Source organism: Haloterrigena turkmenica DSM 5511 (assembly GCF_000025325.1).
GTDB lineage: Archaea > Halobacteriota > Halobacteria > Halobacteriales > Natrialbaceae > Haloterrigena > Haloterrigena turkmenica.
The window spans coordinates 217,387-229,795 of record NC_013744.1 but is presented as its reverse complement, the minus strand read 5'-3'; the positions used below and the strand labels follow the sequence as shown (position 1 = coordinate 229,795).

Genomic DNA, 12,409 nt, shown 5'->3' with positions numbered 1-12,409 from the left:
GATCATAGACGTTTTCACTCTCGGACGGGCAGAGGATCGGAAGCAGGCAGAAAATTCGACAAGAATCTCTGTAGGAACACTGCCAGCGGCCCGATGATACCATACTCCTTGTAATGTTCTGTAAGGATCAGGGGATCGACTCAGTTGCTAAGTTGGACTCGGGTGACTGTCGTGAGTACGGCCTCGAGCTGCGAGAGAAGTATATCGATGGAGAGATCGCTGGATCGACGGCGAACACGTACTTCGCCTACGTGCGTGCGTTCCTCTCGTTTTGTGTTCGGGCTGAACTGCTCGACACGAACCCGGCAGAGACCGAACGCGCCGAGGAGTTCCTTCCCGAAGACAAACCGACCGGCGAGACACAGTTCTGGACGCCCAAACAACGGAAACGACTCCTCGAGTACGTCGACGAACGGGTCCGCATGGCTCGCGAGGAGACGATCGACGTCCCGGTTGAACGTGCCTATCGAGACCGAACCATTGTCGTTCTGCTCGCGGAAGAAGTTCAGTTCCGAGTCCGGTCGGCTACAAAATTTACCAGTGGATTACCGACGAACTCGATGCCGATCAGATGACTCGAGAGACGTATGTGAAGTGCGGTAAAGAACTCTCGACGTACGGACTCATTGCGACATCGTGAAAGAGTCGTGGACGGGGCGGTGGGATGTACATGGAATTTACCTTCACTGGGGATCCGACGACGATGATGGACCGGCTCTGTGACGATAATCAGATCGTGTAGATAGCCGAACACGACGAGCCACTGCAGACGATCGTTAACAGCCAACTCCGAGACTTTCATAACGATTAGGCGCCGGACGGCCGAAATCGGAATCAGAATTGGTCTCTATTTTCGACTCACGACCCACACCCCCCATCATCGAAGTGTAACTGTTGACAAGTCGGTACGAGAATTTCAATCTGCGGAACTACCCAACCATCCTCCTCCCGTTATCGATGTGTAATTCCCCACGAGATCGACGAGAGAAATGCTAGAACACAAGGATCGGATAGAGAGGTCACCACGAATAGGCTGGAAGCGGTACGATTACGACGAGTTGAAGAGACTCACTCGATCGCCGGTTAGTCGACCATTCATTCTCTACTTCCAAATGGTTGTGGTGGAAATTCCGATCCGATGTATTCGAGTTTGCTGTAGTACTGAACGGACGGTACCTCGGACAAAGGAACACGACTCATCCCGCACTCGTCTCTCACGTCAAGGATTTACGGATCCGACCCGTACGCGGTACACATTCATGGGAGGTCCCGATTCCGCTCAGGACGTGACTCGCGAGGACGTCCGGAACGTATTTGCGGGGTTGGACCAGCCGTCCGCGCCGATCACGGCACCCGGAGTCGCCGATCGAGTGGCGTGTACTCCCCAGGCCGCACGCCGAGTCCTCGAGGAGCTCGCGGAACGCGACGAACTGCAGACGAGGCAACTCGGGCCGGGGACTCGAGTGTGGTGGCGACCCGAGCGCTCGACCGACGAGCGAGAGGACGGGACGGAGTTCGAGGCCTTCGTGAGCGCCGTCACGGACTACGCGATCATCACGCTCGATCCCGACGGTACCGTCGCCAGTTGGAACGAGGGAGCGAACCGCATCACTGGCTACGAGACGGACGAGATCGTCGGCGAGCACGTCTCGGCGTTCTACACCGACGCGGCTATCGCCGACGGAGCGCCCGAGCGGAACCTCGACATCGCGCGGGAGGACGGTCGAGTCGAGGACGAGGGGTGGCGCGTCCGCGCCGACGGCTCCCGGTTCTGGGCGAACGTCACCATCACGGCCGTCCGCGACGAGGACGGAACGCTACAGGGCTTTACGACGGTCACTCGCGATATGACCGAGCGGCGGGCGTACGAACAGCAACTGCAGCGAGAGCGCGACTTCACCGAGCAGATCCTCGAGACGGTTCCGGTCGGTATCGGCCTGCTCACGCCGTCGGGCGACGTCGTTCGGGCGAACCAGCGGCTGGCCGATCAGTTCGGTATCGAGCCGGCGGCGTCCGAGCCGTCATCGATCGATGCGTGGGACCTCTACGACGTCGACGGGGAGCCGATTCCGGCCGACGAGCGGCCCTGGAGACGGGTCTTCGAGACCGGGCACCCGATCGACGATTACCAGTGTCAGGTCGACGTTCCGGAGGTCGGACGCCGGTGGCTCTCGATCACCGCCGTGCCGCTCGAACACGCCGAAGACGACGAGTTGAGGATCGTCCTCGCGGTAGACGACATCACCGAGCAAAAAGAGCAAGAACGGGACCTCCGCCGCGAGTACGAACAGACCGAAAAACTCCTTCGAACGGCGCCGGTGGGGATCGCGGTCCAGAACGCCGATCGCGAGACGATACTGGCCAACCGACGGGCCCAAGAGACGTTCGGACTCACGGAGTCGGAGTTCACCGACAACCCGGTGGATACCGGCGAGTGGAAGATCTACGACGCCGACGGCGAACTCCTCGGGCCTGAGGAGACGACGTCGGGCCGCGTCTTGCAGACGGGTGAGCCGATCTTCGACGAAGAGCTGATATTCGAACCGCCAGACGGCGAACGGCTGCACTTCCGCGTCAATACGGCGCCGGTCTTCGGACCGGACGGGGAGATCGAGCGCATCATCACGGGCAGCAAGGACATCACCGAACTGAAAGAGCGCGAGCGACAGCTCGAGCAACGAAAGAGCGAACTCGAGACCGAACTGAGCGAGATCCTCGACCGGATCTCCGATGCGTTCTACGCCCTCGACGACGAGTTCCGATTTACCCACCTCAACGATCACGCCGCCGAACTCGTCGGGCGACCGAAAGCGCAGATCCTCGATCAGAAGGTCTGGGACGTCGTTCCCGACGGAACGGAAGACCGCCATCGGGAGGCGTTCGAACGAGCACTGGAGACACAAGAGCCCGTCACCTTCGAAATCTACGTGGAAGACGACGACGCCTGGTTTGAGTTCAACGCCTACCCCTCCGAAACGGGGCTCTCGGTCTACTTCCGCGACGTGAGCGAGCGCAAGGAGTACCAGCGCAAACTCGAGGAATCCAACGAGCGGTTAGAGCAGTTCGCCTACGCGGCCAGCCACGACCTCCAGGAGCCGCTGCGGATGGTCACCAGCTACCTGCAACTGCTCGAGAGTCGCTACGCCGACGAGCTCGACGGGGACGCCGCGGAGTTCATCGAGTTCGCCGTCGACGGCGCCGAGCGCATGCGCAAGATGATCGACGGCCTGCTCGAGTACTCCCGGGTCGAAACGCAGGGCGAACCGCTCGAACCGATCGATCTCGGCGAGATAGTCGACGATGCGATCGGCAATCTGCAGGTGAAAATCGAGGAGACCGGCGCCGACATCACGTTGGATTCGCTCCCGCAGGTCCGTGGCGACGAGAGCCAGCTCCAGCAGGTGTTCCAGAACCTGCTGTCGAACGCCCTCGAGTACAGCGGCGACGAGCCGCCGCGGGTCCGAATCTCGGCCGACCGACGGGGCTCGAGGTGGAAGATTTCGGTCCGCGACGAGGGGATCGGAATCGAGCCCGAGGACCAAGACCAGATCTTCGAGGTGTTTCAACGACTTCATGGCCGCGAGGAGCATCCCGGGACCGGTATCGGGCTCTCGCTTTGCCAACGGATCGTCGAGCGCCACGACGGTGAGATCAGTGTCGACTCCGAACCCGGAGAGGGGACCACGTTTTCGTTTACGCTCCCGGCCGCGTGAGCGACTACCAGCAAGCCGCTCGGATCGGTCATCTCACACACGAGCGAAGGCGTCTATGTCGTCTCAGGCTCGTTCTTCGGGAGTGTCTTTCGTTCTGAGAGGTAGTACAGTACCACTGCAAATCCCCCCGCAGGGACGATCACACCCAGCCAGTACAGCTCCGGGTTTTTGAGATCGAGCCGTTTCGCATCGAGGTACATGAAAATACCGATAGGAAATTGAATAGCGAGTGCACTGATCAATAACGTAACGACGAGATCGGGCATAAATAATAGTCGACTGTGCTGTGTATTGAGTGTGCCTGTTGAAAAGCGAGTGACGTTGACGAGACGCTCCGCGTTCTCGTTCGCGCACGAGAGCGACGCTCTCGTGAACGCTGTCTTCCCTCCGTACTCGCACCTTTGGGCGTCGTCAGAAATCACAGATTTCTGACTGCCAAGCAGAAGGCAGCGTGTTCTGACGACGCTCGGTGAGGAAGGGAGAGTAGCGTCTCAATTCAGCGAACTAGCGCAGAGGCGGACAACCAACTCACTCGTTGAGGAGAACAGCGAGACTAGTCGAAATCGTATCCCCACTCGCGAAGCTGATCGGCGACATCGTCGATACGCTCGAGGCCGACGAGCAACGCGGCTTCGCGGAGATCGGCCTTTTTGACCGATTCACCGAGCACGTCTTCGATCTCTAACCGCGTGTCGCGTTCGCGGTCGAGAGAGGACTTCTGGAGGTGCAGTTGGACAGTCTTCTTCCGCCCGTCCGTGATACTATTGCGCTCGTAGATCCACGGCAGGCCACGGCTGTCCGTCGCCGTCTCGCCGTCCGTCGTCGCTTCGCTAGCAGTCGTCGTCTCGCTGGCCGTCTCTTGGCCCTGCTCGCGATCGGCAGTCTCAGCAGACTCGGACTCGTCTCGAGACTCCGAGTCGGTCGACTCACTCGCCGACGCCGACTCGGTCTCGAGGTCGTCATCCGCATCGCCAGTATCGCTGAACGGATCGTCAGCGCTCGCGCCGCTCTTGAACCCAGTCATACTGTCACCTCGTCCTCGAGCGCACCGGGTTCGGGCGGATGCGGCGCTTCGATTCCGCGTTGCTCCTCGAGATAGCGGGCGAGGCGATCGAACTGGGCGAGCGTCTCGAGTTCGTGATCCCGCGGATAGTCGCGGTGCTCGCGCTGGTACTCGAACGCCGAGCACTGCTGCTTCCAGCAGCCTTCCATCAGCGATGTTCGGTCGCCGATCACTTCGGGAGTCGGGAACGAGATTTCCTCGAGCAGTTCCGTCTGGTCGTTCGTTCCCTTGAATCCGTTCGGCACTGCGGCGAGGACGCCGACCTCGATACCCATCTGATCGGCGAAGTTCGTCGCGAGTTGCTGGAGGCCGTCGACCGACGCTTCGCCCTTCGCAGAGGGCTCGACCGGGATCACGAGGTTCCGCGTGGCGTAGATCGCGTTGTAGAGGTGATCCGACTCGGTCGCCGGCGGGTCACAGATCAGGACGTCGTACTGCTTGGCGATGTCGCCCTCCTGAAGAACGCGCTGGAGTTGGGCGTAGATATTGTACGCATCACCGAGCTTCTCGGCTTGCTGTTTTTCGCGCGTGAGGAAATCGGAGAGATCCGAGAGCAGGTTGTGTTCCGGAATGACGTCGATCCCTTCGGCGGACTGAATCAAATCGTCGAACGAGCCGCGAGGACTGCCGACCATGTGACGGACGAGGTTGTCGGCCTCGTGATCGGCGCGGTCGTCGTCGACGCCGAGCAGTCGGCTGAGGTCGCCGTCCTGCGGATCCAGCGGGACGACGAGAACGTCGAGTCCCGCTCGAGCGTGCGCGGCAGCGAGGTTCGCTGTGAGCGACGATTTCCCGACGCCTCCAGCCTCACTGTAAACCGTGTACGAGAGCATAAGAAACCCTGATGGTCTACGTTGATATGAATGTTCTCCAAATAAGCCATACGTATATGATGTCTAAGTAAGACCCCTACGAGCCCTGTCTAAGAGACTTATCTAAGAAACTTAGACCTATTACACATACCCCCATCTCATCGACGTATGATAGGCAGTACTAGTCGCAACGCCAAAAAAGGAAAATATCGGACTTGCTCATCAAACTAAGATGTCTAAGAAACGTGTCTAAGAATCTTAGATGGGGTATACACACCACTATCTCATCTACAACCAGTAGACAGCACTAGTCGCAACTCCGAGGGAGAGAACGTCTCTGGCTCATCCATCGAACTAAGATGTGCACTGTACAGTCGGTATTCTCGCCTCGCTTCGGAGTTATCCCACACCATCAGCCACAGGACTTTCCTAAGAAACATATCTAAGATACGTAGATTAGACTATCGTAGTTCGACGCTAGCATCTTCTCGCAGCTGGTCTCGATCGACCGTCATCACTCGACCAGCGGATCGGTATTGACAATCGAAACGTCGTCTCCCTCGAGCGTCACGTCGTAGGCGCTCCGGAAGCCCGCGTTGAGACAGGGCGTATCGGCCACGGTCGCGACGCCCTCCCGTTCGTGAACGTGGCCGCACGCGACGAACGAGATATCGCACTCGTTGAGCACGTTCTTGAGCGCGATCGATCCCCAGTGGCGGCCGCCGATACGCGGGACCGACTCCGCGACGCGGTCCAGGGACGTGTCGAACGGCGGGACGTGGGTCAGCGCGATCCGCCCGGCGTTCGTCTCGCTTTCGCGCCCGGTCGCGAGCGACCGGAGCGTCTCGTACCGATCGGTGTAGGTAGCGAACTGGTCGTCGAACGCGTCGATTCGCTCGCGTAACTCGGCGAGGGTCGCGTCCGCCTCGTCGCGGCCGGCACGCTTGAGCGCCCGCTCAAGCCACGCGTCCGGATCGTCCGGTTCGGTCACCGCGTCGGGATCGTAGCGAACCTCCGGGCCGGCGTCGAACGTCTCGCTTCCGAGTCCGAACGCGCAGTATCCCTCGAGTGGATACGTCTCGCGATGGAGGTTCCGCACTCGCGTCGTCTCGCGGATCAAGTCAGCGTGCCGTCGATAGTCGTGGTTGCCCGGAACGGTCAGGACCAGAACGTCGAGATCGTCCAGCCGCCGAAAGAACGCTTGCGCTTCCTCGATACCGACCAGTTCCTCCTGCTGCGGTTTCCCGTCCGTTACGGTCACGCTGGAGTGAGCAACGTCGCCGACGGTGAGGGCCGCGTCGAACCGATCCCACGAGGGGTGTGGCTCGGCGTCGAATCCGTCCTCGCCGAGGTGGAGATCGCCGAGTACGAGCAGTCGCATGGAACCGCGCCGAACGACCACCGCCAGCGTCTTAATACCGCGTCGGAATCGGCGTTCTTTTTCCGGGTTCCGGCGTGTTGACGACCGATGCGTTATTTCGAGGACATCGAAGTCGGTACGGTCGAGTCGTTCGGCGAGTATCACGTCACGAAAGAGGAAATCGTCGAGTTCGCCGAGCGGTACGACCCACAGCCGTTCCATATCGATGAGGCGGCCGCTGAGGAGTCCGCGTTCGGCGAACTGGTCGCGTCGGGGTGGCACACCGCCGCGATGTCCATGCGACTGTTCGTCGACAACTACCTGCAGGAGTGTGCGGGAATGGGCGGTTGCAGCGCGGACAACCTGCGCTGGGAACGACCCGTCAGACCGGACGATACGCTCTCGCTTCGCACCGAAGTGCTCGATACGTGGCCCTCGGAGAACGATCCGCGCCGCGGCTACGTTACGTAGAGAGTCAACGTGGTGAACCAACGCGACGAAGTCGTCCTCGACTACGCCGTCACCGGCATGATCGAGCGGCGGAATGCGGGTGGATAACACCGGTCGGAGAACGAGAAGGAACGAAGCCCTGCTGCGACGAGTGACGAGATGCCTCGAAGCTACCGCGTTCTGCGATCCCACCGAACAGATTCCGAAACGAGGCGAGGTACTATTAGACTGCGTCTCGTAGACGACTACGATGAGTACGGCCCTCGACGTCTCGAAACAGTGTACGTTCGCGTCGGCGATCGACGTTACGACGATCCTCGAGCGACTCGAGATCCAGTTTCTCGACGTCGACGACCGTCGGGCGATCGTCATCTTCGCCGGTGCGATTCTCAACCTCGAGTGTCGGACGGGGACGCTAACGGAACTCACCAGCGCGGAGATAACGGTCTACGACCTCCCCGTCGACAGTCACCGCAATTCCGACAGCGACGGCGATACCGCGCGGAAACTCCTCGACGACTTCCACGAACAACTCGTCTCCGCCGATCACTCTCCGTAGGTGTACACACGCGCCAATCACTCTCCATCAGCACAGACGTGTATCCCGAACTGTGAGGTGTGGCCCGGACCAGTGAGGAGCGCGATCCGAACCGATGTTACTGTTTCTTCGCTGGCGCGATTCTCGACCTCGAGTGCCGGGAGGGCGAACCGACTGCCCTCGAGCGGGCGGAGATAACCATCTGCGATCTCCCAATCAATAGCGGTAGTACGTCCGGAAGCGAGTACGATACCGCGATGGAACTCATTGACGAGTTCGTCGATCAACTACTCACAACCACTCGGTCGCTGTAGGCAGTACTCTCGACTACAGTAGCGCTGCAGGTCGGTTTCACGCTCCGCCGTCGTCTGGTCGTCCTTCGTTCTCTGATCAGGGAAGAGCGGCGGAGAAATCAGTGCTCCGACGCAGTGAGCAGCGGCGAGCGACTGCTAACGATCGAGATCGACGTGAGAAGAATCGGCGCGAGGTACTCGTCGCCTTCTAGTAACGTTTCAGGTCGACAACCTCATCAGTATCGACGTGATGATAGGGAGCCAGTCGCTTGTATTCTCGGACAATTTGAGGGAGAAGTGTCACTTTGAGATGTTGTAAATATTCTATAGAAGAACGATATCAGTTGGGAGCCATCAACAGTTCGTAATTGGATTGAGAGGGACGATCTGCGGTCGATAAACGAACACCGATCGGATCGCATTGCGATCGACGAGACCGTGGTCCGACCTAACGAACAGCGCTATTGACTATCGCTGCTGTCGACCCGAAAGAGCGATTTCCGCACCTATAACGCTATTCGACGCAAAATACGGCACTACCCTGGGTATTTCTGAGCGAGCGTGCACAGAGACACACGACGTCTTCGGCGTCGTGTCTCTCGTCGAGACGGCGCCGTGACTCGGAGGCACTACTTCACCGTCATGGCCTCGACCTCGATACGGAAATCGAACCTGCCAAATATAACTGGGAAGAGATAGGTATCCGGACCTTCTAGTTTAGAATCACCGATCCGGCGCCCGCCAAACGTAGCTACAGAGTACGCGTATGTTTGGTCAGTGAACTCGATCGACGCTCGCTGAACGGCCCTCAAAACGGCAGAATGGTCGTTGTTCTGTACCGACAGCTATGTCTGTCCTGGTAGAGCGAGCGGGACGGCGACATACGTCACTCGAGCGAATTCGTCTGGTTCTGCATTACCTTACCGCAATTTGGACAGTTAACGGGATGTGACGCTGCTTTTGCGATTTCACCGCACTGCAAGCATTCGTATGTCGATTCGGTTTCAGCGTCCTCTTGAACGTCGAACATCACCGTTTACTGGGACGAAGGTGCATATAACATTTAGTATAATAGGGGATGGAGCAGACCTAATACAAATTCGACTTGGTTTGTTTGGCAAAGAACGCTCACGGAGTTGGCGAAGGCACAAATGCAGTTCAAATCGCGGTTTCAACCGATACCGTTTATCGCACAATCGGTAGCGCCCGCGAGGGTCAACTGAACGGGGAGTCTAAAGGGATAGCCGCGAGCAGGCAGACGAAGTATCGAAACTCAAGCTGTCACTCCCCACGTGATGCGATCCCACGTCCGTTCGTAGATGTAGTACGTTCCCGTTTTCAGGAGGTTAGTTACGAGTCCGATATTCAACGCGGCCCCTACGTCACCGACGATCAACCAGGCGACGGTTATCGTGATTGAGAGCATAAATAACCGATAGCAGAGCGTTTTGACGAGCGCCCGCTTCCGCGCCTGAATCGCAGATCGTGAAACGGTATTCTGTACCATACCGAGTCTTCGGAGAGGAACCCAATAAGTAATCGAAGAAGGTAACATACTTGCCCATACATAACCAGAAGCGGTTTCGAGCGGAGTTCACCTCGGGATTGCTGTGCGTAGTTGGTCCGAACGGAGTCCATCGAGACTCCGACGAACGTGAGATAGAAGCGTACTCGAGAGGCCTTCGTCGCTGGTATTGTCTTCCGAAGGAGAGTCCAAGTCCGATCGCAGAGCTGTGCGATATTTCGGCGTTTGGCAGAGTGTGCCGGCATCGACGCGATCCGCACGCAGTGCACTCGTGTAGTGCCAGTATCCGTCGAAGGACAGTCGGTTCGCTCAGGACCGTTTTTCATTCGTGGATAAAACGCGGCATCGAGCTATCCACCGCTAAAGCGGTGGGTCCAGCGTGGACTCCCGTTATAACCGGCAGCGACGGTAGGAGAATAATGCAGTCTCGCGGGTCTTACGGCTCTTCTTCTACGAGATACAGACACCGATTGATGATGAGATTGGCGATCGTATTGCTGTCCATGATTTCAGTGCTGGCCTCACTCGGATCCCCGCCCTTCGAATACCGCTTCACTTCGAACGAATCTAGAGCGTTTCGGTTCTCCGTAACCGGTTCGATTACCTCGATCAGTTCGTCGTCGACCTCGTTACGGAGAGTGTCTCCGGGTTCGAAACCGACCACGGGGATATCGGTTGGCCAGTCCCACTGAAAGTTTCGAACGTACTGGTCGAACTGCCAGACCAATTGCTCGACGTCGTTCTCTTCGTTGACGGTATTCTCGGTCGCGTGCTCGAGATTGCGGTCCCAGTAGTCGATGGTGCACTCTTTCAAATCGGTCTGGAGAGTATCTTCGACGAGTTTCTCTTCGATCGGATAGCCGATTTCGATCGCGATGATCGCGTGCTGGTCGAGATGATTGAGACACCGTTGGCACTCCATCTCGAAGATAGAGAGATCTACCGGGTTTTCGAGAGTGAGATGAGCGAGTTCCTTCCCACAGTTCGGACACCAGAGAAAGAGAACGTCGTTGTCCGCGCGGTACATCTCGTTAAGGACGGTCAGTTCGTCGAAGGCCTTGTCTTCGGGCAACTGTCGCTCCTCTTCTACCGTGTCCGCTTCGTCCTCGATGTTTTGTCCCGCGAATTTCGCTAGCTGTCGATCCTTCAACAGAGCTTTGATTACCGAATCGTGTGACGAGTGTGACTCCTCTTCGAGAATTTCCTCGATCCGTTTTTTCGTCCAATCTCGCACTCTGATTGTCGCCATTGTGTGAGGATTCTTCACGCATCTCAATAACGTTTCCCATAATTTCGTTCCCCATATAGAGAAAGCAACGGGGAGATGTACGAAGAACGTAAACCGATCCGCTGAGGCGATCAAAATCGGTATCAGATCAATTAGAAGTGAGACGGAGAACAATCAAAGCGGGACAGAAGCGACTATTCGGCTCTCGGCCGCGTCCGTCGGGCACTACGACGCTCAGTTCGGAGTTGCCGAGCTACTGGAGTCGATTCGTCTCCGTACCTCCCTCGGAGTGACGCTGATCTGCTCGGCGCCGATACGCTGCGTAACGAGATCGATCAGGGCAGTTTCTTTGAGGAGTCGACGGGCGTGATTCTGGTTGACGTCTAGTCGGGTTTTGACCTCGTAGATAGTGGTCGACTCATTGACGATCGTCGTGAGTTCATCGACGGTCAAATCCTTGGGAATCCCGAATCCGTCTGCGATGAGCGAGTTGTCACCGTCTTCGCTGGTCGACTCGGTGAGGAGTTCGGCAACGGACGTATCGCCAATGTCGGTTGTGGCCGCCTCGCCGTCGCCGTTTTCGGAAGCATCTCCGTGACCGTTTTCGACATAATCGTCCTCGCCGGTGACGGGTGGAGTATCCGACTCGTCAGTTTCGATCGTCGGTGATCGTTCGCTCGTCGCCGTTACCGAAATTCCGGCCTCAGTCGAGTCTTTCGACGGATCAGCATCGAATGTAACGGTGCTCTCGTCCCCGACTGTCTCTAACGGAGTCCCGTTCGATTCACTTGATTCCTCTTCCCCGGCCGAGTCTCCACCCGATAGATCGCGTTCGTTCTGATCGGGGGAAGTATGTTTGTGTATTTGTCTGGTGTCGTTCGGGTCGTGGATATCGTATTCGACCATGTATCGACGGACCGTCTCCGAGGTGACGTCGGCGCCTAGTGCTTCGGTCATCTCCGGGAAGGTGTCGTACTCCTCGTAAACGGCGCGTAGTGCGTCCGGGTCTTTGTACGCCGGAACGGTACTCGATCCGGTTAACTCCGAGGACGTGCCGACGTCGGTCGGTGAGGAGCCGTAGCCATTCCGTGCTTCCTCGACGGATACTGACACCACGAGCTCGATATCCATGTACTGGTCCTCGAGGTCGAAATTCTCCGCCCGAATCGAAACGCCGTCGCGTAACTCGACGCCGGCGAGGACCGGTACCCCAACGGTCAGTCTCGCGGTTATTTCGTCCCGTTCGCCGATCGTCTCCTCGTCGATTTCGATGTTCTTGACCTCGGCTTCGTCCGTCTCTAGATGTTCGAGTAGCTCAGTTAGCTCCCCAAATGCGTCACTAACTACCATACGGTAATCCTCAACACACCACCACTATTGCGTTCACCTACCGGCAATAATTTCCTAATTATCCGCGATATCACAGT

11 protein-coding genes and 3 pseudogenes are annotated in these 12,409 nt (G+C 58.0%); 6 read left to right on the top strand and 8 right to left on the bottom strand.

Annotated features, from left to right (window positions below):
- Window positions 1-113: 113 nt before the first annotated feature.
- The 3 genes and pseudogenes from HTUR_RS19540 to HTUR_RS19535 all read left to right on the top strand — a co-directional run.
- Window positions 114-500: pseudogene (locus tag HTUR_RS19540) on the top strand (tyrosine-type recombinase/integrase); the annotation flags it as partial.
- Window positions 488-811: pseudogene (locus tag HTUR_RS28060) on the top strand (cell division control protein Cdc6); the annotation flags it as partial. The pseudogenes HTUR_RS19540 and HTUR_RS28060, both read left to right, overlap by 13 nt.
- Before the next feature lie 448 nt (window positions 812-1,259).
- Window positions 1,260-3,713 carry a PAS domain-containing sensor histidine kinase gene (locus HTUR_RS19535; RefSeq protein WP_012945064.1) on the top strand — a complete coding sequence of 818 codons (2,454 nt, stop codon included), beginning with the start codon at window positions 1,260-1,262 and terminating at the stop codon, window positions 3,711-3,713.
- A 53-nt stretch (window positions 3,714-3,766) separates the two neighbouring features.
- Here the strand turns inward: HTUR_RS19535 and HTUR_RS19530 are convergent, their stop codons facing one another.
- The 4 genes from HTUR_RS19530 to HTUR_RS19515 form a co-directional block, all read right to left on the bottom strand.
- Window positions 3,767-3,979 (bottom strand): hypothetical protein, encoded by a 213-nt coding sequence (locus HTUR_RS19530; protein ID WP_012945063.1) that lies wholly within the window; start codon window positions 3,977-3,979, stop codon window positions 3,767-3,769.
- Between the two features lie 287 nt (window positions 3,980-4,266).
- Window positions 4,267-4,737, bottom strand: coding sequence for a hypothetical protein (locus tag HTUR_RS19525; protein ID WP_012945062.1), 471 nt, complete (start codon window positions 4,735-4,737; stop codon window positions 4,267-4,269).
- Window positions 4,734-5,609: a ParA family protein gene (locus HTUR_RS19520; protein ID WP_012945061.1), complete on the bottom strand. Its 876-nt coding sequence runs from the start codon at window positions 5,607-5,609 to the stop codon at window positions 4,734-4,736. Before HTUR_RS19520 ends, HTUR_RS19525 begins: the two co-directional genes overlap by 4 nt.
- Before the next feature lie 493 nt (window positions 5,610-6,102).
- Complete coding sequence (locus tag HTUR_RS19515; RefSeq protein WP_012945060.1) at window positions 6,103-6,969, bottom strand: metallophosphoesterase family protein; 867 nt, start codon at window positions 6,967-6,969, stop codon at window positions 6,103-6,105.
- An 87-nt stretch (window positions 6,970-7,056) separates the two neighbouring features.
- On the opposite strand from HTUR_RS19515, the pseudogene HTUR_RS19510 reads away from it, so the two are divergent.
- The 3 genes and pseudogenes from HTUR_RS19510 (at window position 7,057) to HTUR_RS19500 (ending at window position 8,250) form a co-directional block, all read left to right on the top strand.
- Window positions 7,057-7,506, top strand: a pseudogene (locus HTUR_RS19510) (MaoC family dehydratase).
- 142 nt (window positions 7,507-7,648) lie between these two features.
- The gene (locus HTUR_RS19505) at window positions 7,649-7,957 is read left to right on the top strand and encodes a hypothetical protein (protein WP_012945058.1); all 309 of its coding nucleotides are present in this window, start codon (window positions 7,649-7,651) and stop codon (window positions 7,955-7,957) included.
- 59 nt (window positions 7,958-8,016) lie between these two features.
- Window positions 8,017-8,250: a hypothetical protein gene (locus tag HTUR_RS19500; RefSeq protein ID WP_012945057.1), complete on the top strand. Its 234-nt coding sequence runs from the start codon at window positions 8,017-8,019 to the stop codon at window positions 8,248-8,250.
- An 865-nt stretch (window positions 8,251-9,115) separates the two neighbouring features.
- Here the strand turns inward: HTUR_RS19500 and HTUR_RS26815 are convergent.
- The 4 genes from HTUR_RS26815 to HTUR_RS19480 form a co-directional block, all read right to left on the bottom strand.
- Window positions 9,116-9,259: a rubrerythrin-like domain-containing protein gene (locus tag HTUR_RS26815; RefSeq protein WP_148225414.1), complete on the bottom strand. Its 144-nt coding sequence runs from the start codon at window positions 9,257-9,259 to the stop codon at window positions 9,116-9,118.
- Between the two features lie 243 nt (window positions 9,260-9,502).
- The gene (locus HTUR_RS19490; protein WP_012945056.1) at window positions 9,503-9,736 is read right to left on the bottom strand and encodes a DUF2061 domain-containing protein; all 234 of its coding nucleotides are present in this window, start codon (window positions 9,734-9,736) and stop codon (window positions 9,503-9,505) included.
- A gap of 454 nt (window positions 9,737-10,190) precedes the next feature.
- Window positions 10,191-11,003 (bottom strand): hypothetical protein, encoded by an 813-nt coding sequence (locus HTUR_RS19485; protein WP_012945055.1) that lies wholly within the window; start codon window positions 11,001-11,003, stop codon window positions 10,191-10,193.
- Between the two features lie 213 nt (window positions 11,004-11,216).
- Window positions 11,217-12,332, bottom strand: coding sequence for a hypothetical protein (locus HTUR_RS19480; RefSeq protein ID WP_012945054.1), 1,116 nt, complete (start codon window positions 12,330-12,332; stop codon window positions 11,217-11,219).
- Between the last annotated feature and the right edge of the window lie 77 nt (window positions 12,333-12,409).